This window comes from Flavobacterium sp. FlaQc-30 (assembly GCF_044005885.1).
In the GTDB taxonomy this organism is placed as follows: domain Bacteria; phylum Bacteroidota; class Bacteroidia; order Flavobacteriales; family Flavobacteriaceae; genus Flavobacterium.
Genome location: NZ_JBIPCO010000007.1, coordinates 159,616 through 184,850, shown reverse-complemented (window position 1 = coordinate 184,850; position 25,235 = coordinate 159,616). Strand labels below are relative to the sequence as shown.

The window sequence follows — 25,235 nt, the reverse complement described above, 5'->3', positions numbered from 1 at the left end:
AACTGATTTTTACAAAAACAATTAAGCAGAATCCTTACTTCTGATTTTAGAAATAGAAACTAAAATCAAGGACAAAATCACAAAAGCAATTAGAACCAATAATCCGTTTACAAGCGCAGTTTTAAAACCTAGTTTCGTAACATCTATAAAAGGATAAGGATAAAAACTAGATAAAAAGCCATGAAATATTGTGTAAATCATATACAAGATTGGATATAACAGCCAATACAGAATAACTCTAAAGGAGATTTTTTCTGGACTTATAAAAAACAGCCAATAAAAGAAAAATAAAACAGGAACAACCGTATGAAATATTTCACTCACGATAAGGTGATGTCCTTTTAAATCAGCAATTGAACGAAGAAGCAAATTAAAAACGATTCCTACAATCAAAATATAAACGGTAATCGCAGTGATGGTTGTACATTTTCTAAAAAAAGCATTTGCTATACTTTTTCCGCCAAATAATAGTATTGCTGTACAAAGAAAAACGATGGTATTTGTGGTAATTGTAAAAAAGCTAAAAAAGCGAACTGCGGCGCTAAAAAAGGTGAAATCAGATCCATTTAATAATAAATAAAACTGTGTTGGTAAAGCGTACAACTCCAGGGCAAAAATAATACCCAGCAAAATTTCCCCTTTAATTCTTGTGGTATTTTCTTTTTCCATATTTCATGTAAGTCAGTTTACTAAAATAAAAAAAAATCCGCTTCGAAATTTTGAAAGCGGATTTTTTATGTTTCGCTCCTCTGGAGCTTGTTCTATATACAACATATTTTCTCTATACCTATCTCGCTCTTCCAGCGCTTAAAAAAATTATTGCTCGTCTTTTTCTTTAGAACAAGTTCAAGTGGAGCTTACTATTTATAAAAAACAATATAAAATTAATTAACCTTTATCTGAATTGACGAAACTGAAATTCCATTACCAGTCAAAGCCTTCAACTGAATATTCTCTTTTTTCCCATTCGATTGAATAATCGCAATACATTTTCCATTAAACAATTTACAAGAATTCGCTTTAAATGAATCTAAACTGGCTTGATAACCATTATCAACTCCAACCAATTTCCCACCGCCTGTAACTTCAAAATTGATTAAATCCATGGCATCGGGTACTAAATTCCCCTCTTTATCCCTCATAGAAACAGTTACATAAACCAAATCGTAAGTATCATTTTTAACCGTCGTTTTATCTGCTTGCAAGTCAATTTTAGAAGCTTCTCCGGCTGTGTGGATTTCTTTTTCTAAAACTGCTTTTCCATTCTTTCTTGAAATTGCTTTTAAAATTCCTGGTTCGAACTTGACTTTCCATGAAATATGCAAATCATCGTTTTGTTTTGATTTTTTTCCGAGGGATTTTCCGTTTAAGAATAATTCCACTTCATCAGCATTATTGTAATATGCCCAAACTTCAACTTCTTGATCTTTTTTCCAATTCCAATGTGGGAAAATATGCAAAACGTCTTTGTTCGACCATTCACTTTGATACATATAATACACATCTTTTGGAAGTCCAGCTAAATCTACAATTCCAAAGTACGAACTTCTCGCTGGAAATGGATACGGATCAGGTTCTCCGATATAATCAAATCCAGTCCAAATAAAAGTTCCCGCCATGAAATCTTGTTTCTTGATCGTTTTCCAGTTTTCTTCGTGCGTTGCTCCCCAATACGATTTCACCTGATCGTAAGCCGAAACCGTCCAATCAGCATTTCCGTCAAACGGCGCACCGTGTTTTGTCGGCCACGCTTTAATTCCATCAGGAAAATCATAATGTCCGCGTGTTTCTAAAGCCGAAACACTTTCAGAAGCCAATATTTTTTGTCCTTTAAAACGAGTTGGAAAATCTTTATAATCTTCATGTTTGTAATTAAATCCTAAAATATCTAAAGCTCCAGATTGGTAAATGAAATTCTTCTCAATTATATTTTCGGTCAAAGCCGAAGTTACAGGACGAGTTGTATCTAATGATTTTACAATTTTAGCTAATTCTCTGGTAATTGCAATTCCAGTTGAATCAAACTGTTCTCTAATTTCGTTACCAATACTCCACATCATAACCGATGGATAATTGCGGTCTCTCTTGATAAAATCTTCTAAATCCTGTTTGTGCCACGCATCCCAATCTTTATGGTAATCGTTGGTTACTTTTTTCTTTTTCCAAACGTCAAAAGCTTCGTCCTGAACAATAAAACCCATTTCGTCGCACAATTGCATCATTTCTAACGAATGCGGGTTATGAGACATTCTGATTGCGTTTGCTCCCATTTCTTTCATTAAAGTCAGTTTTCTTCTAACCGCATGAATGTTTTCAACAGCTCCCAAAGCGCCATTATCATGATGCAGACAAACTCCGTAAATTTTCGTTGGAGCTCCGTTTAAAGAGAATCCTTTCTCTGAATCAAAATTAAAATAACGGAATCCTAGCGGTGTTTCGTAATTGTCGACAAGTTTAGATTTCTCATAAACTTTAGTAATCACTTTATACAAATATGGATTTTCTGTACTCCACAATTTCGGTTGCTTTAAAACCAAATTATGAACCTTTTTTTCTGATGTTTTAGCACCAATTTTTTCTGTTGAAGTAAAATTAGCAACTTCTTTATTCTCAACATTTACAATCGAAGTAACCAATTTAAATTCTTTTGCAGAAGTGTTATCATTATCAATTGTTACTTCTAAATGTATTGTTGATTTTTCTGCTGAAACTTCTGGAGTCGTTACATAAGTTCCCCACTTCCCTACATGCAGTTTTTCGCTCGCAACCAATCTTACATTTCTATAAATTCCCGAACCTGTATACCATCTAGAATTTGGCTGCGCATCATTATCAACTTTTACAGCAATTACATTCTCTTTTCCAAAGTTCAAATATTGAGTCAAATCATAACCAAAAGAAATATAGCCGTTCGGACGTATTCCTAAAGATTTTCCATTTATGAAAACTTCACTGTTTTTAAAAACACCATCAAATTCAATCGAAATCGTTTTGTTTTTCCAATTATTAGAAACGGTAAAAACCTTGCGATACCAGCCTTTTCCCGCAGCTAAAAATCCCTGTGCTTGTTTTGTTTTACTGTTTTTATCAAAAGCACCTTCGATGCTCCAGTCGTGCGGCAATTGAAGTGTTCGCCAATCTTTCGAATTAAAATCAGCTTGAATTGCTGTTGGATAATCTCCTAATTTGAAGTTCCAATTTTTATTGAAGTCTTCGACAATCCTGGCTTGTTTTTGTGCAAAAATTGAAACTGAAAACAATAAGGCAATTGTAATTTTTTGAAATATGTTTTTATGTTTAATCATAAATATGTTTTTTTATTCTAATCTAATAACTTCTCTGTCATTTCGACCGAAGGGAGAAATCACACACGGCATTCCGCAATGTAAATCGCCAATCTTTGTCGAGTTTCTAGTGTGATTTCTCCCTTCGGTCGAAATGACAAACTAGACTTAGTATCAACTTTGCGCAGGCTTCGACTTCGCTCAGCCTGACAAAACTAATTTCACGGTACAGAGAAAAACCTTTGTCCCTTTGCATCTCTGTAACTTTGAACCTCAAAAAAAATTATTGAAACTCAAAATTATCTAACATTAATCCTTTCAAATCATCACCTTCCAACGTTATTTTATATGTTCCAGCGTTAATATAACCACCCGAAGTTGTGTTTAAAATTTTCCATTTTTCAGGCGATGGAAAAAACTCAATTGTATCATTTCGCATTAAAATTCCGTAAGCATCTTCCATTTTGAATTTGACTTTTAACGGAGTTTCATTTCTATTCATAAAACGGAAACGCATTAAATAAATTCCGGCAACACCCGGTTTTACTTCAAACTCGATGCTGTTGTTTGTCTTTTTTGTGAATTCAATATAATCAGCTTTTTTGAAATTTCCTTTTTCGATTCCGTCTCCCGTTGTTTTCGTTTTTTCAGCTTCAATAATTACAACTGGTCTTGAATCGTCTTTTTCGCCCATATCATAAATTGGAACAACGGCAATTGAAGATATTGCTTCCGCATTATCAAAAACGACTTTTTCTCCTTTCTTTACTTTTTTAGTGAAAACCTCAAATGAAATTCCGTTGCTGTTTTTCGCTTTTTCTTCAATTTTTTTATAATCAGAAAGCCAATTTAATGTCTTAGTGATTTTACTGTCAATTAGAACATAAACAGTCGATTCTTCTTTCACTGTAAATGAACCTAAAACTTTTGTACTACTAGAAAACTGTAAATAATCTGCTCCAAAAACTTCCGAAGGCAATTCTGTAAAAATCACTTCTGAGTTTGTGAATTGCTTCGAATTAATATCTAACCAAGAAGCAATTTTAAAATCTTTAGAATCTAAACTTACATTCTGAATATTTTTTGGTGATTCATTTGCTGGTTTTACATTTTTATCTTTTGTCGCAATCGCAATCGCAGAAATAATTGCCTGCGAAGCTTTTACATTAGGAAACGAAATCACGATTTTTCCGTTTATACTTTTTACAACAAAAGTTTTCTTTAATGCATTGTCATGCCCTGCTTCTGCCCAAATATCAAAATTTTTTAAAACAACATTGTTGTTAATAGAAACATCAAACAAACGCCATCCTTTACAGTCCATTCCTCCTCCTGTTCCGTACCAAGGTTCTGTGAAATACAATTCTACCAAATATTCTCCGTCTGGTGCAGGAAATTCATAACTCAGTTTATCAACACCATATCTAAAACTTTGAAATAACGCTGAATCTTTTGTTCCGTTAACTGGATCAAAAGTTGTTCTTTGACTTGCGAAAAAATCAGGAAGTTTTTCAAAATTATCTATCCAAGATAATGATCCCCAAGTATTTTGTCCGTTTTTGTGCGTATCAGAAAGCCAAATATTTCCTAATGAATCTGTCAATTCAGAACCTCCGCAATTTACTCTGTAAATATAATTATAACCGCTTTTCGCTTTTATAACATCTGCTTTATTGGTTGTTAAAGCCTCAAAATTTGGTGCTTTTGGAAAATTATTCAAAACAATATAATCTCTAGCAACTGCTTTTCCGTTAACATATCCAACGGCATACAAAACATTGTATTGAACATTGACATTGTTAAACTGAAAATGCTGTCCGATTCCAGGATTTTTTAGCTTCCCTAAAGAAGATTTATTCACATCGTTGAACAATTCTACTTCTTCACAATTCGAATAAATATCAATTCCATTTTTGATTCCTGATTTTTCCCAACGACTTGGCCAAGTATGCGAAACGATATAAACCATCGGATTGGTTTTGTTCGAAACATAATTCGCACGATACATATAGAAAGCATCCAGAGGTTCTCCCCAAATTGTAAAAAGTCCTTTATAATTTACGGGCCCGACTTTATCAATATCCCTAAAACCTTCTCCATTTTGCACGCGCCCCGGATTTTCGTGCGAAGCAAAAAGCCAGTTGAATTGTCCCGCAATTTTATCTTTCACCGATTCGGCTTCGCGAACTTTGATTTCCATTAATTGAGAAAAACGGTTTTCACTTAAAGTTCCCTTTTGATCAAACTCGCCTTCAGTATGTAAATCAGCTGAACGCCATGCGCCGTATTCTCCGTTTAACAACTGAGTCGTCATTTCTAAATGATACTTTAATGGATCTCCGCCATACGTTCCCGACCAGTTTTGAACTACATTCCAATCTGTTCCCTCTCCGCCGTTACAAGTCGTTACAATTCTTTGTGAAGCTGATAACGGATCCATTTCACGGATAATCTGCGTACATTCTTCTGCAAACTCTTTCGGGATTGTACTTTCATTCTGTAATCCCCACATTACTACAGATGGGCTGTTTCGGCGTTCCTTAATCCATTCTCGCAATAAAGTTTTAAAGTTCTCTTTAAACTCAGGCGTATCGTACCAAATATGCGCTGAAAACTGACTCCAAAACAAGGTTCCGTTTTCGTCTAATTCTTTTTGATATAATAAATTATGAGGTTGATGTGCTTCTCTAAAAGCATTAAATCCACCTGCTTTTATCTGTTCAATTCTAGAATGAATCATTTCATCTGAAAACGAATGACTGTTTCCAACTAAATGTTCGTATTCACAAGTTCCGTTGATGAATACAGGTTCATCATTGATAAAAAAGCGGTTGTCTTTTCCGTCTCGGCTAACTGGCCAGCTCACCCAACGGATTCCATAAGGCGTTGTTAATTGGTCGATTATTTTTCCATTTTCATAAACTGAAGTCATCAATTTATACAAGTACGGATTGGATGGCGACCATAATTTCGGATTCTGAATCTCAGGAAGTGTAAGTGCTATTTCCTTTGTTTCTCCTGAACTGTTTTTGATATTCGTTTTTTGGGTTGCAACTTTCTTTCCTGAAGCATCAAAAAGGATATTTTCAATCGTTACATTTCGATCTGAAGTGCCGTAATTCTTGATTTCTGTAGTGGTATGAAGAATCGCTTTTTGTTTTGAAACCGATTTGTCATTCCAAATATGAACTCCAAACGGCTGAATTCTAACATCGTTTGTAATTACCAAAGAAACGGGTCTGAAAATTCCCATTGGTTGCGAACCTTCTGAAAATCCCCATTCGCCAGAACAGCCTCCGCATACCCAAGGAAGATCTGCTATAAAAGATGGATGCGCTGCTTTTACTAAAATCGTATTTTCCTTATCAAAAGAAACTGCTTTTGAAATGTCTATTGTAAAAGTAGTTCGTCCGCCTTTATGTTCACCTACTTTTTTGCCGTTTACCCAAACAGTTGCGTACGAACTAACACCTTCAAAATAGAGGAAATGCTGTTTTGAACTGTCTTTTTTATCAAGCTTTAAAGTCTTTTTATACCAAGCTGTACCATGCAAATTCCCATGTTTTGTTCTTCTAAAACCATAATACTGATCCCAGTTGTGAGGAACATTTACATTTAACCATTGATCTGATTTTGGATTCTCCACAAAAGATTTCTCGTCTTTCGGATTATCCAAAATAATGGTTTCCCAAGATGAGTTCAGCGAAACTTCCTTTCGAACTTTCGCCGAACCTTTTGTGCTTTGACTCCAAACAAAGCATAAACTTGAAAAAAAACAAAAAATAAAAAAAACTACTCTGTTCATATTATTAAAACCATATAAGTAATTATAAGGTTGTTTAAGTTTTTATTTAACCTTCTTTTTGTCATTTCGACCGAAGGGAGAAATCACACTAGTAACTCCTCATAGTTATTCCCAATCTTTGTCGAATCCCGCGTGTGATTTCTCGTTCCTCGAAATGACAAACTGTACGGAGCTTTTTGCGAAGATCCCTCGTTCCTCGGGATGACAAGATTGTGTTTATATTCTTAATTAGACCTAACAAGTTTTAAAAACCTGTTAGATCTAAATTAAATACGAGTTCGCGTGAGGGATTGAGGCGGTATCCTTTTATGTAGCGGAGCGGAATAAAAGATATAGCCGAAAGCCCGACCCGGAGGGACACGCCCAAATTATTCTTAATAAAACAACCAGTCAATAGCTGCTTTTTCTCCTGCATCAATATATCCAACATCACGCGGCGTTATGGTTTGATCTACATCGATGAAACCTAAAATCAATACTTTTCCTTTTCCTAAATCTAATTTATTCTCACCCGGCTGAAAAGTATAGGTATGAATGTTTACACGTGGTAATTCTTTTAAATTTATCGCACTTGCTAAAATTACTTCGGCTTGACCGTGAGCGTTTCCTGCTGCATCTGTTTCTAAACTTGGCGGTAACAAAAACCTCTTTTGATCTGAATTGAAATATCCAACCACTAATTTAACCGCTTTTGTGTTTCTAAACTTCAAATGTGTTCCTTTTTCATTTTGATCGTTTTCTACGAATGAGAATCCTCTTAGGTTTTGAAGTTCAGGAGCAACTTTGGTTAACTCAGAAATATCTGTTCCGTACACTTTTGTTCCTTTTTTCACTAAATAAGTTCCTGGTTTTTCATCAATGAAACTTACTTCTGCCGTTTTCCAAGGTTTTCCTTCTTTCGTCTCAATTTTACCATCTTTAGAAGATTTTAGTTTTTCTAAATTTCTTTTAAAATTGGCTAATTCACGCTCATAATGTGGTAATAATTCAGCCCAAGTTTTGTTGTTTCCGTCGTCTCCTCCAATTGGAATTCTACGTTGAGCCGTCTGCATACTGTTTGCATAATAGTACGTATCTTTCGTTAAGTTTACCAATAATTCGTAGTGCTCGATGCTTTTCTCTAAATGAGGCATAGCTTTATCTAAATCAGTAATGTCATTTGAATAACTGTATCTTAAAACCAATAAAGCAGCTTTTACTTTCTCTGAGAAGAAATCTGCAAACGCTTTATAAGCATGCATATCATTTTTAAGACGCGCAAATTCTTCTTTGTCTTTGGTTACGCTTGCTTCAGCTTTGTCAATCGCTTCAACGGCTAATCTTCCGTGTTCTGTAATTTCGGCAATAATCTGTGTTGGAAGCTCACCAGAATGTGGCTCCTTGTTCCATTCTTTTTTAGCATATTCTAAAAGCAATTCACCCGCAGGTCCACATGATTCGTGGAATCCTGGATAAACTCTCCATTTTGATGGATTTACCAACTGACTTTCGAACATTCCTAACAATAAGGTTTGACGGTTTCCTTCGGTGATTCCGAAACGTCTTAAGGTTTTTGGAGCAATTTCTCCTGTTTCTTCGTAAGCTCTTAAAATGTTATTTGCTGCTTCTTGAGAAGTTCCGAATTTCGCAGCTAAATCTTTATCCCAATATTTCACTTCTTCGTTACGGTCTCTTTTGCTGTCCCAAGCGTATCTTGCCCAAGCTTTGTACCAAATCCAATCACGATCCATTTCTAGTAAACGTTCTCCTGATTTTGTTTTATCTGCTGAATACGGCCAATCCCAATACGATGCTTGCGGATATAAGTGTAAAGCATTTGCTCCGTGAACGCTATGCATAGCTTTTACCGTTTTCTGGATAAAATCTGGTGAACCGTATCTAAAAGGTTCTAAGTTTGCCAAAATATGAACGTTTTCAATATGAATTGATTTAAGAGCACTCAACTGCTTGTGCGTTTCTCCCCAAGGACCACCCGGCGTGTAAGTCGTTAAAGATTCTCCTGTATATTTACTTTCTGTATATAAGTTTTTATATAATGGAAGTGATTTTTCCATTACCAAAGGTCCGTCTGTATCGTGAGAACGCAAAATAATTGGCGGTTCTTCTGTTTTTCCTAATGCTTGTAAACCATCGCGAACGCCTGGAATAATGGTTTTGGTAAACCATTCTACGTCATCATCAACTGTATTTATGGCTTCTCCCAAACAAACCATTAATCCTACGTTTGGATATTTTTCAATAAAAGCTGCAATTGATTTTCTTGTATAATCTGACAATAAAGGTGTAATCGGTCTTGAACGATCTTGTGTTTTAATATTATAATGTTCTGCAAAAGGTTTGGAAACAAGAATGTTATAAAACATCTGAATTACCCAGATTCCACGCTTGTTTGCTTCAACCGTAAGGAATTTATAAATTTCTTCATTCTTTTTGAAATCCTCATCGCTTACTTCAACTGCAAACGGATAATCCTTTAATTTTACTAAAGAAGCAAACGGATGTCCGTTCCATAAATACAAAGAATTCATGCGGTTTTCTACCAGCATATCCAAGTATTTTACCCATAAAGCTTTATCATAAAACCAAGGAAAAGTTTCTGGTGTATACGGATATTCGTAAACATCACGTCCCGGAAGATAAACAGGTTTCTGCATTCCGATACAAGCTCCACGCAAAACCATTTCTGGACTATCTTCAACATTAATTTCTGATGGAAGCTGACCTGAACTTTTAATACGATCTGCTAATTCTAATGCCCCGTACAAAGTTCCTGAAGCATCTGTTCCTTCAATGTAAATTACATTATTTTGAGTACGAATCTGAAAACCTTCTTTCTTTGTCAATTTACTATCGTCGATTTTGGCGCTTTTAGCATTTTGTTTCCAAAAATCAGTTCCTTTTTCACCAATGACAATTACTTTATCTTTTGATTTTTTGAATTTTTCAGCAGAAGCAACTTTGAAACCTTTTGCAGAAAGGGTTCCTGATAATTTCTCTGCTCCAAATTTTGCTCTTGGCGAACTGGCATCACTAACAATAGTGATATTTTGTGCTGTCGCGAAAGAGACGTAAAAACATAAAAAAAGTAATTGTAAATATTTCATGATATGTTGTTTTTGGGTATCCATTCTAAAAATAATCTGCTAAATCTGCCTTTATCTATAAAAATCTGCGTGAAATTTTTTGTACGCAGATTAGGCAGATTTAAGCAGATTTTGTTTTTTTTTGCCACAGATTAAAAAGATTTTCACAGATTAAAAAAAAAATCATTTTAATCATTTTATCCCTATAGCTATCGGGAGTGGCTATAATATTAATTCTGGAAAACGCGTTTTAAATAAGCCACATTTGCTCCGTAATTGGCTTTTACATTATGAACTTGTGTCACATCACGAGAACGCTCTACAATAAGCCATCCGCTCCATTTCATTTCGTCCAAAGTTTGTTTGATTTTTGGCATGTCGATCGCTTTGTCATTTTCTAACCAAAATTGATCGGTATTTGAAGCGTGAATCTGTGCTAAATATTTCTTTCCTAAGATTTTTAATTCCGAAGAAATATCTCTTTTATTATCTAAAGCATTCGCAAAATTGAAAGAGCTTTTAATGTATTTTGAGCCAACTTCCTCTAAAAGTTTTTTCTCTTCTGTCGCACTCAAAGAAGTCTCAATTGCGATAACTCCGCCAATTTTCCCTACTTCTTTTCCTGCCCACTGCAATCTCTTGATCACTTCTGGACGTAATTCAGGATTCTTAACCAAATCGGTTTGAGTTCCTAAAGGCAGATACGCTACTTTAACCTTCATGTACTTCATCGCTTTGATACAATCCGTAATCATTGGTGTGATTTCTCTTGTCGCAAAAGATTGTGCATAAAACCCAGACATGGCAATAGAACTAATTCCTACTCCTGTTTCTTTTGATTTATCTAAGAATTTTTGTCTTTCGACTGGGTCGCCTAGTTTACTGTCAAAAGTTGGTCGGTTTCCTAAACCTCCCATATCCAATTCGATTCCGTCCGCTTTTATTTCAGCAGCTAAACCAAAAGCGCCTAATTTTTGTCTTTTTAAAATCATCCAGTCACAAACTGCCACTTTATACTTTTGCTTTTTGCTCGAAGACTGAGCTGTTGCAAAGCTGTTGAATATTACTGATAGAACAACAAACAGTACAATAAATAAATTTCTATTAGATTTCATGGTTATATTTTTTTTGCCACGAATTACACCAATTTCACGAATTAATATTAGAGAAAAAATTAGTGGAAATTAGTGGAATTCGTGGCCAACTGTTCTTTACTCTTCTTCAGCTTTTACTGCCGTAACTACTTTTCCTTCGTCGCCTGGCCAAATTCCGTTTTTGATAGGAAGTGCAATCAGTTTACTTGGATCAACTTTTACATATTTCAGTTTTTCTCTTCTCCAAGTATACACAATATGCACCATTCCATCAGAACTCTGAATCATCGAAGGGTAAGAATATTGACTGATTTTCGAATCTTCTAAAACCAAAGCAGCATTCCAATTGATTCCGTCTTTAGAAATGGAAACATTCAAAGGCGTTCTTGGTCCTTTTGCTTCTTTTCCTGGAGGAAGAACATGATTGTAAACTAACAAATGTCTGCCGTCTTTAAGTGTAACAGCATCTGTTCCTGAGTTGTTATTTGGAAGCCCGATTAACTCAACATCCGACCACGTTTTTCCGTTATCTTTTGAGAAAGTGCTGAAAATAGCTCGGTTTCTAGTTCTTCCAATTGCTTGAATACTTCCATCTTTATGAAACAAAATACTTGGCTGAATCGCATTGATTTTTTGTTTTCCTCTTGGAAGCGTATCGCCCATCACCCAAGTTTTTCCGAAATCTGGAGTAGATTCCATACGAAGTCTCCAGCCATCGCCTTCAATACTTGACGGACATAACAATGTTCCGTTGCTTAATAAAACAGGTTTGTTTTTGATTGGACCTAAGAAACCATCAGGCATTTTTTTAGCCTCAGACCAAGTTTTTCCGCCATCAGATGAAGTTCTGATTACGCCCCACCATTCTGATGGTTTTGGTCCTATTTTGTAGAAAAGCATTAAATCGCCACCTGGAATTTGATATAACACTGGATTCCAAGTAGGTAATCTTGGTCCTTCTTTCATAACACCATCGGCTACTTTAACTCCCTCACCCCATTTATCACTTCCTTTAGGTTTGATGCTTACATAAATACAAACATCAGGATTTCTTTCGTGAGTTCCTCCAAACCAAGATGAAACTAAATCACCATTTGTCGCTTCGACAATTGTAACAGCGTGACAAGATGGATAAGGTGCTTTATCATAAATAAATTCATCTACTAAAATTCCTTCTTTCCAAGTTTTTTTTTCTAAAGCTGATTTACAACTTCCTAAAAGGAAAAGTCCAAACAAGACAAATGCTAATTTTGTTATTTTCATTCTCAATTTTATTATGAATTAAAATTTTCGATTATAAATACATACCTACTATTTTTTTAGGCAAAAATATTTATTAAGTGTAAAAATAACACTAAAAAATTAACAATGTATCCTGTACTGTCCCGAATTACTAAAAATGTAAATTATTTAACGTTTATAGCAAAATTTCCTGACGAAAGTGTAACAATTATTTGATTTTTTTCTGCAGAATGCACGTAAGAACTCTTATCTAACTTTTGTTTATTGATCGAAATAGCAGCCACGTCGTCTGTTGGAAGATATACAACCGCAGAAGTATTCGCAGGAATGGTAATATTCCAAACTAAAGATTTTTTGTCTTTTTTCCAATTACTTTTTATTGTTCCGTAAATTGATTCGTAAGAAGCATTTACAGAAGTCAATCCTGCATTGAAGTCAGGTTTCATGATAATTTGTTTGAAACCTGGAATTTCAGGATTGCTTTTGATTCCAGCCATATTTTCGTAATACCAAATCAATAAATCACCTAAAAGCATGACATGGTTTTGCGAATTCATTGCAGGATCGGCAGTATTTCCATTCCAAAGTTCCCAAATGGTTGTTGCACCATTTTCGACCATATAACCCCAGCTTGGATAGGTTTTGTTTGAAGCTAACTTGAAAGCCAAATCGCCACGCCCAAAATTGGTTAATGTTCGCATTAAAAACTGAGTTCCGATAACGCCTGTACTTACGTGACCGTTTTTAGTCACTTCTACTTCATTAACCAGATTTTCGAAAACTTTTTGCTGCAATTCTTCTGGAACCATTCCGAAAGTCAAAGGCAGTAAATTGGCTGTTACCGTATTATTGGCGTAATTATTTTTTGATGCATTGAAATATTTCGAATTAAATGCCTTTTTGATTCTTGACGCTAATTCGTCATAATGTTTGATGTCATTTTGAGCATTGGCAATTACAGCAAACTTTTTCATGATGTTTAAAAGCTGATAATAAAACGCACTCGAAATCAATTCGCCATCTGTTAAACGAGAAGGATCTTTCGAACGAATTAATTCCAACGATTCTGGCGGCACACACCAGTCGCCGTATTTATCTTTGGTCATGATATTATCAACCAGATAATTTTCTTCCATATAATCCATCCATTTTTTCATAGACGGATATTGTTTTTCCACTACTTTTTTATCTCCAAACTGCTGATACAACATATCTGCAACTGTAATATAAGTTCCCGGCCAGGTTACATTATCGCCATAATAACGCCAGAAAGCCGGCGCTACATCTGGAATTCCGCCATCGATAGTTTGGGCATTTTTAATATCATCTAACCATTTTGCGTATAAAGTCTGATGGTCAAATAAAAAACTTTCTCCGTAAGCTCCCGTTGTTCTGTCTCCTAACCAAGGCTGACGCTCGTTTCTCTGAGGACAATCAATTGGCATTCCTTTATAATTTCCGCTGATTCCCCACCATGCATTCTTAAAAATTTGGTTCATTATCGGGTTCGAAGAATCGAAAGTTCCCGTGGTCTGAATATCATCATAAACTACTTTCCCAACAAAATTTTCTAAAGTAGGTTTTGTTTTGAAGCCGGAAATTTCAACAAATCGAAATCCGTGATAAACAAAACGAGGTTCCCACACTTCTTCGCCTTCGCCTTTTAACGTGTAAATATCAGTCGTTTTGGCATCACGAAGATTGGCAATATATAATGAACCATCTGGCTGTAAAGACTCTGCAAATTTCATCGTGATTTTTTCGCCTGCATGTCCTTTTACTTTCAATTGTAACCAGCCAACCATATTTTGCCCCATATCTAAGATATAAGTTCCTTTTGCTGTTTGTTTGATCGAAATAGGTTTTACCTCACGTTTAATTTTCATATTCGCTGACATCTGTCCTTCATAGAATCCGCCTGGTTCCTGAACATATTCTGCCAAAAGCCATTTTTTATCATTAAAATTAATGGTATTCCAGCCTTTCATTTCTTTACGAGCATCATATTCTTCCCCATCGTATTCGTTGTTGGATAAAATTGGTCCGTCAGTTGTGATTTTCCAAGTATCATCGGTTCTAATCACATCTCTGCTTCCATCTGTATATTCTACAAACAACTGCAAAGCCATTTTCGGATAACCAAAAGTTTTGATTTTATAAGGTTTATAATCCTGACGCATGGTAAAAAAACGTCCATTTCCTAAAATCGTTCCCAACGCATTTTTCCCCTCTTGCAATTGCGAAGTCACATCAAAAACATTGTATTTTACATTTTTGGTGTAATCCGTAGGAACGGGCGCCAGAACTTGATCTCCAATTTTATTTCCGTTAATGAATAATTCATACAAGCCCATCCCTATAATATAAACTTTGGCACTTTTGACTTTCTTTTTTAAGTCAATTTCTTTTCTCAGATAACGAGCTGACAATCTAGAATACTGCGAAATACTATCGCCTGGAGAAGTTTTTTCATACCCAATCCAGCGTGTCGATTTCCAATCTGCATAAGTCAAAATTCCTATGCTGAAATGCGCCGTTTCTGCCGATTTTACTTCTCCTTTATTGGTAAAAACAATTACTTTCCAGTAAACGTCTTGTCGGTCTTTTAGCTTTTTTCCGTTATAAATTACACTTACAGAAGCATCACTTTGTACTTTTCCGCTGACCCATAAATCGGTATTCCCTGCATTTAGTTTTTCTAAAGATGAAGAGGCTAAAATTTGATAATGAGTTTGTTTTACATCGTTTACGTTCGCTTTTATTTTCCAACTCAATCTTGGCTGTAAAACATCAATTCCTTCTGGATTGGTCAGCATTTCGCATTTTAAATCACTCACAATAATCTTGTTTTGGGCTTTCGCCGAAAATGTAAAAAGTGAGATGATTAAGGTAAGATGTAAAAAAAACTTTTTCATAATGTTATTTTAACCAATGTAAAGTCCCAGAGGGACGATATATTTATAGATTTTATAATAGTAGGCTCAATAAGCCCCAGCGGGGCGATATAATTTTTCTATAGGTATCGCTCCACTGGAGCTTTTTATCATTTGGGTTTGTATTTTCTATAAATATTATGCTTCTCCGAAGCTTAATACCTACATTAATTCTAAAAAAAAATTAAGCTTTTATAAATCGTCTTAATTTATCCAATGTACTTAAACTTTCAAACGCAATTTTATTTTGTTCTAATATTTTACTTGATTCCCAACGCATCTTCCACTCAGGATCTTTCAGCTTTTGTCTCAGCTTTGATACTACAGCTGGATTACTCTTCAAAACCTGTTCATCAATCCAATCAGGGAGAAATTCTAAAGCATTCAAACGAATTTCCAAATCCATATGATCCAAACCCTTTAATAATGTTTCCCTAACACTGTCTGCATTATATGAACTTATATCTTCAACTAAAATCTCAATTAAAACAGCCGAAAGTTCTTTAATTTTATTTTGGTTCAGTGCTATTTGATACACTCTGCTAAATTCATCGCATAGAAAATCTGCCCATTTATCAATATCTTCATCTTCGCTTAGCGAATAATAAACAAAGCTAACTTTATCAGACTGTGCAAAAAGTTGATTTTCACAGAAACGTTTTACTCCATCGAGATCTTTTACAGCTAATTTCTGAATATCTTTAATCGCTTTTTCTGATTCTTCATGTTCAAGTTCATAATACTCATCGAGAGTAATGATTTGATCAAAATCATGTATAGGTTTGTAAATTATTTTTTTTTCAATCATAAGTCTTAGAATAAATTTTCTATTCTGAAATTACTCTCTCCAATTTATCAGAAGCTGCAATTTCTCTTCCGTTTTTAAAGATTCTAAAACCTTTTCCTTTTTTGTATTTTTCTCCTGTTTTATCCCAAAGAATCGTAATAATATTACCGTGATACAAAACATTATCCAGACAAAACCAATCCCATTTTTCTTGTGGAATCAACGGATTTACTTCAATCTTTTCATCTGCTCTCGGACGTAAACCAACTAATCCTGTAATCAATAAATCGTTAAAAGTCGAATGGTTATAATAACGGCTTCTTTCTCTGTCTCCCATTAACCAATATCCGGTTGTTTCATCCAGATATTCACCCAAATAAGGTCTTCCTCTGTAATATTGTGATTGAACATACAATTCCATCTCCTTGAAATAATCAGGTTTACCCACATAATTCTGATTGTAATTATTCAAGACATTCGCTAAAGCCGTTAATGTCTGCGAACTTGCAAATGGCCAGATGGCACCGTCCCATTCGCAGGTTCCTGTTCCGTGTGTTCTAAATCTCGGACTTCTTCTTTCTGCTGTTGTTAATCCAAACGGAGCCGAAAATCCTTTTTCGTCTTTAATTTGTTCCCACGCTTTTTCAAATCCTTTGTTTCGCTCAGGCAGATTAAAATACCACGGAATAAATCCGATTGCTTCTCGAACCTGTGCCAAAGTATCTTTTTCTGTAAAGGTCTCAAAAAAATCGCTTTTCTGATTCCATAATTTCGTTTCTACCAATTTTTGCAGAACATCAGCTTTCGCTTTGAATTTTGCTTCTGCTTCTTTATCGCCCTTCATTTCAGCCATTTTAGAAATCGCTACAGCGTTTCCGTACATATAACTGTTAATCGTTGGTCTTGCATTTTGCACTTTTCGTCCGCCACTTAAGGATTCTTCCATTCCGTCTTTTACGTCATGTTGCCAAAACAAACCATCTTTGCGTTGACGGTCTTTTTCCCAAACACCATAATCAGTAACCATATCCGGATACAAATCCAATAAGAATTTTTCATCCTTATTCACCAAATAACGATTGTACAAAGCATCGGCAGTCCAACTGCTGAATTTATACAATTTGTTCATTGGCTTTCCATCATTTCCTCGATACCAGATTTTCACATCCTGCTCAATATATTTAGGATCATGAACCCATCTAAATTCATTAATATGATGCCCCAAAGCACAACTTATCATATTGTATTTATCGGCATACGAACGGTCAACCAAAAACTCTGTTATTGCAAATCCTTGTGGCGTATTTTTAATATGCTTACGAACGCTCCACCATCTGAAATAATAAATCTCTTCAAAATTCTGCTGTGGACATTCAAACAACGGAATATTCTTTTCCATCCAAGTCCACGCACTGTCATTTGGAATCGCAAACTTCAAGTTTTCATCTTCCATTGTATTGAAATAATCAACATAATGTTTGAAGTTTTTTTCTTTTAAAATAACTGATTTTCCTTTTTGAGAATGGTCTGCACCAGATTTGCAACTGCTGTTTATACATGCAATTACTATTGAAAGTGTTATTATTTTATGTTTGAAATATTGTAACATTAGTTTTCTTTTTTAATTCTTTTACTCAATCTTGTCATTTCGACGAAGGAGAAATCTTCGCAAGTAACTCCGCAAAGCAATTCACCAATCTTTGTCGAGCTTCTAACGAAGATTTCTCCTCCGTCGAAATGACAAACTGTACTTAAACCCGACAGGTTTCAAAAACCTGTCGGGTTTAATTCGTTGTTTTTAAATCCCCGTAAAAGTATACGTGTGCCCTGCTTTCATATTCACATCGTAAATATTATAATTTGGCAATTGAACTTTAGGCAATTTTGCTTCCTTAGAAATAATCGGTTTCTTCACTTCCACATCATAAAACAACGGATTTGAATTTTTCCCTTTTGCTTTTTTGATTGAAGAACCGCTTAATGAATTCTCTACTTTCAATCTACAGTTTCCTCCAATTTTAGAATAAATTTTTAAAGTCGAAACTTTGTTATTTTTCCAAGTCATATCGATTACGAAACCGCCTCTTGCTACTAAGCCTTTTATGCTTCCGTCTTTCCAAACCGTTGGTAAAGCTGGCAGTAACTGAATTGCATCTTCCTGACTCTGCATCAGCATTTCGGCAAAACCGGCAGTACATCCAAAATTTCCATCAATTTGAAATGGCTGATGTGCATCTAACATATTCGGATACGTTCCCCCTCCTTTTCTTTGATCTGCTGTTACCAAATGCAATTGATCCTGAATCAATTTGTAGGCATGATTTCCATCTAATAATCTTGCCCACAAATTCACTTTCCATCCCATTGACCAGCCTGTAGATTCGTCTGTTCTGTAAATCAATGATTGTTTTGCTGCTTCAAATAATTCTGGTGTTTTGATTGGCGAAATCTGATTGCTCGGATACAATCCGTACAAATGCGAAACGTGTCTGTGATTGTCTTTCGGATTGTCCCAATCGTCCTGCCATTCTTGTAGCTGATTGTGTTTTCCAATTTTCATTGGAGGCATTTTTGCCAAAGCATCACTTACTTTTTTCACATAAGCAGCATCAGGAGAAACCAAAGCCGAAGCTTCGATAACATGCCTAAACAAATCAAAAATCAGCTGATTGTCCATTGTAGTTCCCGATGCAATTGTTGCTTTTCCCGTTCCGCCTGCATGTGTGTTTTCAGGCGAACTTGACGGCACAACCACTAAATATCCTGTGTTCGGATCCACAATCATAAAATCTAAAAAGAAATCGGCTGCGCCTTTCATAATTGGATAAATTTCTACCAAATATTTTTTGTCGCCCGTGTATAAATATCTTTCCCATAAATCCTGACAAATCCAAGCACCACCCGTCGGCCACATTCCCGAAGCAGCTGAATCGACTGGAGCAGTAACGCGCCAAATATCAGTATTATGATGCAAAACCCAACCACTGGCGTTGTACATCATTCTTGCCGTTTCTGCACCGGTTACACTTAACTCTTTCGCCATTTGAACAAACGGTTCGTGCATTTCTTGAAGATTCGTTACTTGCGCTGGCCAGTAATTCATTTCGGCATTGATGTTTGTCGTGTATTTACTGTCCCAAGGTGGAGTGACCATATCGTTCCAAATTCCTTGTAGATTGGCTGGCTGTCCGCCTGGCTGTGAACTCGAAATTAAAAGATAACGTCCGAATTGGAAATACAACGAAGTCAACTGTGGATCGAATTGTTTCGAAAAATCTCTGATTCTTTCGTTTGTTGGTTTCTTTGTCAATTCATTTGAACCTAAATCTAAAGCAACTCTGTTGAAGAATTTTTGGTAATACTCAACGTGGGCTTTCTTTATGGTTTCAAAATCTTTTGCTTCGGCTTTCGCTAAATAGTCTTTGCTTTTGGCAATTTCATCTCCCGAAATATCCTGATAGTTTTTGAAATTGGTTGCAATTGAAATGTATAAAGTCACTTCATCGGCTTTGTTAATGCTTAGAATACCGTTGCTGGCATCGATTTGGCCACCTTTATTTTTAGCTGTTAGTCTGCCTTGAAATTTTACTTTCCCTTTTACACCTTCAAAGTTAGTTCCAACTCCCGAAAGTATAATCTGGTTTCCTTCTGTCGAAGCGACTGTTTTATCAATCGGACTGTTCATGAAAACGTTACAAGTGATCTGTCCTGGCTGACTTGCAGAAAGTTTGACCACAATAACCTGATCTGAAAATGCGGTTAGAATTTCTCTCGTAAATTCAACACCGTTTACTTTGTATTTTACTTTCGCCGTAGCATTGCTGATGTCTAAATCACGATAATAATCGGTATATTTTTGATGTCCATTGAATGAAATATAAACGCTTCCAAAAGTTTGATATGGCATTCCGTCATTGGTTTGCGACATGATATCCTGCGTTGCCAAATCCTGTGCTTCATCAAATTTTCCGTCAAAAATAAGTTGTCTTACTTTTGGCAAAGCTTCAATTGATTTGGAATGTGCATTGCTGTTTGGAGAACCTGCCCAAATGGTTTCTTCGTTCAACTGCAAACGTTCTACTGCAGGATCGCCAAAAACCATTGCACCCAAACGTCCGTTACCCAAAGGCAAGGCTTCGTTCCAGATTGAGGCTGGTTTATCGTACCAAAGTTTTAGGTCGCTGTTGCTTTGCGCTGTTGTAGCGAAGGAAACAATTCCGAAACAGAGGACTGTAATTTTATTTCTTAAATTCATATTTTATACTTTTTAGGCAAAGCCCGAATTGTTTTTTTTAACCGCAAATTGCACAAATTATCACAAATTCATTTGTTTTAAAATTTTACGAATCCTGCAAGGTTTACAAAACCTTGTAGGTATTATTTCTAATCAAAACCCAAATGTTCTTGAGTTACGAGAGCGCGTGAGGGATAGAAGCTGGCTACCAAAGTAGCGCGGATAGCCCGACCCGATTTGAGAAAGGGGGCGAAATATGCGGTTACAAAGATGCCCCCTTTTTCAAATTGGGTCACGCCCAAATATCATTTCTTAACTTCATACACTTTCAGATTTTTTTCTCCGAACATTTCATATAATTTGTTGATGTCTTTCAAAGCATTTTTTGGCAGTTTTTCGCCTTTATCTCCAAAAACCAATAACTTTTCTTTTGGCTCAATCACGCAAGTCGATTCGTCGATTTCGCCTTTGTCGTTTTTCACTTTATTCAAATCTAAATTTAAATATTTCGCCATAAACGGATACAAAGCCATACGTTTTGAGATTCCGAAATCATGTCCTTCTTTGGCAAAATGGGCATTCTCTACTAAATCTTTCTTTCCGTACAATTCGTACGTTCTTTGTATAAAAGGAAATTCCAATTCAGGAACCGCCAATGTCCAGTCTTTTCCATCAGAAACAATCAATTGTGGTTTTGGAGCCATCATAGCTGAAATTTCAGCGTTATTAGTTCCGTTTCCGCATAAGTGAATGCCACGTCCGCTTTCGCATGGACAACCTCCTGAGAAGTGAGACGAAACCATTACAACCGGAGCCGAAACTTTTACACGATCATCAATTGCAGCTAAAAACATCGTATGCGAGCCTCCGCCAGAACCTCCAGTAACACCAACTCTAGACATATCGGCATTTTTTACGGTTGCCAAATAATCCAATAAACGCATTCCTGTCAACAATTGGACTGTCGATGCGATGCTGTTTCTGTGTGTTTCTTCTGGAAATTGCAACAACGATTCTCCCCAGGCAAATAAATCGTAACCTACTACAATGGCACCCATTTTGGCCATCATGGCACATCTGTACTGCTCGTCTTTTCTGTATCTTCCATCGCCGAAATGCCCGTCAGGCGTAATAATTACAGCCGCCTTTTTATTGAATGGATACGGTTTGTAAATCGATCCTGTGGCATAAACTCCAGGAAGAATTTCTAAAGCAATATTTTCTACACTGTAGTCTTTGTAAATTCTTTTTGGAGTTAAAAGTGGTTTTGACTTGGGCATAGGGGGTGCCTTTTCTAATCCAAATGATGCAATCATACAAGCTTTTAACTCCGCTTTGCGTTTCTCCCATTCTTCTTTGGTCGAATAAAGGCTCTCTAAGTAAAACAAGCGTTCTTTTCCTTTATCTACCGAAACTTTATGGTTCTCATACTTGCGTATAATGTAGGTTCCATCGGGTTGTTTAAAATACATCAATTCAAACGGCGCTAAAATATTAGTCAGTGAAAGTGGCAGATTTCCCGGTTCAATTCTCCAGTCGGCATAGTCCAGTTCTTTTCCTTTCAGTAATCCTCTGTCGTCGTTGATGGTTACGTTAAATGTAGTTTCAATTTTTTTTAGTGTTTCTGATACTGGTTTTCTAAAATTAGTATCAGAAGTGCTTTGCGCATTGGCAAATGTCAAAGCAAAAATGGAAACTAAGAAGATGTATTTTATTTTTTTCATTTTGATATAATTCAACACATTTTTTGATTTGCCTCCTGCTTTAGCTGGAGGAAAATAGATTGATTTCTAAAATTGGCTTTAGCCTAAATCATTCATTTGGCTAAAGCCTTTTAACTTGCATTATTCTAAACCTCCAGCTAAAGTTGGAGGCAATTGATTTCTTTATTTATGTAAATGTGATTTTACATTTTTATAAATCACATTTCACATTTTACAATTGACATTCTATTGTATAAATTCCCGATCCTAATTCCAAAACAGGCTTTTGTGCTTTTTCATCAAAACCTGCTCTAACCTTTTTATTGTCAATTTTAATTTCTGAATTTTTAGCAACCGGCAATTTTATTGTCGCAGTGGTATTTACCGGAATTTGAACTGTCAAAATAAATTTGCCATCTTTCTTTTCCCAAGAAGAAGCAATTTTTCCGTAAACCGATTTATAGTCCGCTTTCGCGAAAGTCATGTCACCAACTACTTCTGGCTGAATAAAGAAATGTTTGAATCCTGGTTTTTCAAGATCCGATTTGATTCCCGCTAAACTTTGGTAAAACCATTCTTCAATTTGACCTAACATAAAGTGATTCCACGAATTTCCTTTTCTCGGATCCCATTGTTCGGTTAAAGTGGTCAAGCCAAATTTAATCTGAAAACCATAACCCGGCGCATCGTAATGATTGTGCATTCTGTACATCGTTTCGTTTTCGTTATTTTGCGCCAGAGTTTGGAATAAATAACGATTTCCAACATCTCCCGTTGTCAAACGGTCTCCTTTTTCTTTGATATCGGCTAAAAGATTTTGCATTACCGCTTCTTTATACTGCGGTTCTACAATATCCATAAAAATCGGAACAGCATTACTAAACTGACTATTGGTTCCGTATTGTTTGGTTTCTTCGTTGAAAAATTCCTTGTTGAAAGCGGTTTTAATCTCTGAAGCCAAAGCATTGTATTTTTCAAAATCTTCGGTTTTACCTAATAATTTACCTGCTTTAGCCGTCAAATATGCTCCATAATAATAATGAGAAGTAGCAGAAAGTGCAATTGGACTATTTTTAGAATATCCTGCTGGATGCGTTCCGTAATCGTACCAATCGCCCAATCCATGAGAAACAATATTGTTTGTCGCTTTGGTTCCTAAATAATCGACATACTTTTTCATTACAGGATAATATTTCTCTAATAATGAGACATCTCCGTAATATTCATAATACATCCAAGGCAGAATTACGCCTGTTACTCCCCATTCTGGAGAATCGGTAAAATCACCACCAAAAATTACATATTCTGGAACAATTGTCGGAATTAAACCGTTATCACGTTGTGAATCAGAAATATTCTGCATGGTTGCAGGAAGGAAAGTCTGCAAGTTATAATTGAACATTAAACCTGGACCATTCAACTGAATTTCTTCCAGCCAGCCTAACTTTTCACGTTGCGGACAATCGGTAAAAACACTTTGGAAATTACTTTTTATTGAGTTGTTAATCAGTTCGTGTGTTTTATTGAAAATTTCATTGGAACAAGCAAAACTTCCTGCTTCTCCTGCCGAATTATAAATGAAATTAGATTTTAAATCAACCAAAGTTGGAAGTTCTTTATTTTTATCTTCTTTATAATTGATATTTTCAATTTGAACATATTGATAACCGTAGAAACTAAATTTTGGCGTCCATTCTTCAACTCCGTCTCCTTTTAAAGTGTAATCGTAATAGTATGGCTTTCCAGATCTTCCTTGAGCAATTGTGCCCTCTTCATTTAGTCCTTCAGCAACCCAAACACGAATCGTTTGTCCTCTTTTTCCTTTTACTTTGATGGTTGGAAATCCCGAAAGATTTTGTCCCATATCAAAAACAAAGAAATTTGGTTTCAGTTCTTTTACGGCTTTCACTTCGTATTGTTTCTGAATCGTAACCGGTGGAGCTGTCTGAGGTCTTAAAACTCCTTTTGGCGCTTCCTGAATCACTACTTTTTTCCAATCTCTATCTTTGAAACCTTTTCGATTCCAGCCTCTTTGTTCTAAATTAGCATTATAATCTTCTCCTCCAAAAATGCTATTATAAGTAATCGGACTTTTGCTGTATTTCCAAGATCCATCTGACTTTATAATTTCTTCTGAACCATCATTATACTTGATTTTCATTTTAAAAAATAAAGTCGGCGGACCAAAACTCACGAAGAATTTAGTATATCTTTCTGCCAACGTATTGTACATTCCGTTTCCTAACAAAACGCCAATTACGTTATCGCCTTTTTGAAATTCTTTGGCGCTTAATTCGTAAACATTGTAATTAACCGTTTTATCATAATCTGTCCACAAAGGCGCAAATTGGCTGTTACCCACTTTTTTCCCGTTGATCGTCAATTCGTAATGCCCTAAACCTGAAATGTAAACAACGGCTTCTTTGACTGCTTTTTCTATTTCGAAAGGTTTGCGAAGCATGATACTTCTGCGTGCCAACGAATCGGAAGCATTGATAAAGGAGTTCTTTTTTTCTCTGTTGAAAGTCGCTGTATGATAATTTCTTCCTTCCGGCAAATGGCTATCGGCTTTGGTAATCGCTCCAATCCAAGTCGGATTTAAATCTGATTCTAACGAAGCAGTTCTGAATGAAGCTGTTTTGCTCCATTTTGAAACTTTCCCTTCTTGATTCCAGACTTTTACTTTCCAGAAATATTTGGTTTCGCTTTTTAATGGTTTTCCGCCATAAATGATATGCAGGTTTTTATCTGTATTTACTCTTCCCGAATTCCAGATATCTCCATCGTCATTATTTAGTTTTTCTTCCGAAGAAGCTACTAAAATCAAATAAGCGACTTGTGAGGCATCGGATTCTTTTGAAACTAATTGCCAGCTTAATTTTGGTTGATTCTCAACAACTGCTAATGGGTTTTCTGCCATTTCTGTTGTTAAACGTACAGGCATAATTTGTCCTTTAGAAACTACAGTTGCTAGAAGACAAACGGCTAATAATATGCTTTTAAAAAACTTCACTTTGTATATTTTTTTTGCCACTCCCGATAGCTATCGCGATCACGAATTAACTCAAAT

12 protein-coding genes are annotated in these 25,235 nt (G+C 35.7%); all 12 read right to left on the bottom strand.

Annotation, left to right across the window (positions count from 1 at the left end; genetic code table 11):
* Nucleotides 1-21 precede the first annotated feature (21 nt).
* Entirely contained in the window at nucleotides 22-669 is a 648-nt protein-coding gene (locus ACHRV0_RS16315) for a Pr6Pr family membrane protein (protein WP_129023157.1), read from the bottom strand.
* A gap of 215 nt (nucleotides 670-884) precedes the next feature.
* Nucleotides 885-3,305, bottom strand: coding sequence for a sugar-binding domain-containing protein (locus tag ACHRV0_RS16310; RefSeq protein ID WP_395441619.1), 2,421 nt, complete (start codon nucleotides 3,303-3,305; stop codon nucleotides 885-887).
* Nucleotides 3,306-3,567: 262 nt separating this feature from the next.
* A complete protein-coding gene (locus ACHRV0_RS16305) occupies nucleotides 3,568-7,089 on the bottom strand; it encodes a malectin domain-containing carbohydrate-binding protein (protein ID WP_395441618.1) in 3,522 nt (1,173 codons plus the stop codon).
* A 374-nt stretch (nucleotides 7,090-7,463) separates the two neighbouring features.
* The gene (locus ACHRV0_RS16300; RefSeq protein ID WP_395441617.1) at nucleotides 7,464-10,193 is read right to left on the bottom strand and encodes a glycoside hydrolase family 20 zincin-like fold domain-containing protein; all 2,730 of its coding nucleotides are present in this window, start codon (nucleotides 10,191-10,193) and stop codon (nucleotides 7,464-7,466) included.
* A 209-nt stretch (nucleotides 10,194-10,402) separates the two neighbouring features.
* Nucleotides 10,403-11,287 (bottom strand): sugar phosphate isomerase/epimerase family protein, encoded by an 885-nt coding sequence (locus tag ACHRV0_RS16295; RefSeq protein ID WP_395441616.1) that lies wholly within the window; start codon nucleotides 11,285-11,287, stop codon nucleotides 10,403-10,405.
* Nucleotides 11,288-11,383: 96 nt separating this feature from the next.
* Nucleotides 11,384-12,529 (bottom strand): exo-alpha-sialidase, encoded by a 1,146-nt coding sequence (locus tag ACHRV0_RS16290; RefSeq protein WP_395441615.1) that lies wholly within the window; start codon nucleotides 12,527-12,529, stop codon nucleotides 11,384-11,386.
* Between the two features lie 143 nt (nucleotides 12,530-12,672).
* Complete coding sequence (locus ACHRV0_RS16285) at nucleotides 12,673-15,423, bottom strand: glycoside hydrolase family 78 protein (RefSeq protein ID WP_395441614.1); 2,751 nt, start codon at nucleotides 15,421-15,423, stop codon at nucleotides 12,673-12,675.
* 202 nt (nucleotides 15,424-15,625) lie between these two features.
* Nucleotides 15,626-16,249: a hypothetical protein gene (locus ACHRV0_RS16280; protein ID WP_395441613.1), complete on the bottom strand. Its 624-nt coding sequence runs from the start codon at nucleotides 16,247-16,249 to the stop codon at nucleotides 15,626-15,628.
* 19 nt (nucleotides 16,250-16,268) lie between these two features.
* A complete protein-coding gene (locus ACHRV0_RS16275) occupies nucleotides 16,269-17,837 on the bottom strand; it encodes an MGH1-like glycoside hydrolase domain-containing protein (protein WP_395441612.1) in 1,569 nt (522 codons plus the stop codon).
* Between the two features lie 189 nt (nucleotides 17,838-18,026).
* Nucleotides 18,027-20,483: a glycosyl hydrolase family 95 catalytic domain-containing protein gene (locus tag ACHRV0_RS16270; protein WP_395441611.1), complete on the bottom strand. Its 2,457-nt coding sequence runs from the start codon at nucleotides 20,481-20,483 to the stop codon at nucleotides 18,027-18,029.
* A gap of 284 nt (nucleotides 20,484-20,767) precedes the next feature.
* The gene (locus ACHRV0_RS16265) at nucleotides 20,768-22,186 is read right to left on the bottom strand and encodes an acetylxylan esterase (protein ID WP_395441610.1); all 1,419 of its coding nucleotides are present in this window, start codon (nucleotides 22,184-22,186) and stop codon (nucleotides 20,768-20,770) included.
* 211 nt (nucleotides 22,187-22,397) lie between these two features.
* Nucleotides 22,398-25,178 carry a glycoside hydrolase family 78 protein gene (locus ACHRV0_RS16260; RefSeq protein ID WP_395441609.1) on the bottom strand — a complete coding sequence of 927 codons (2,781 nt, stop codon included), beginning with the start codon at nucleotides 25,176-25,178 and terminating at the stop codon, nucleotides 22,398-22,400.
* Nucleotides 25,179-25,235: the final 57 nt, after the last annotated feature.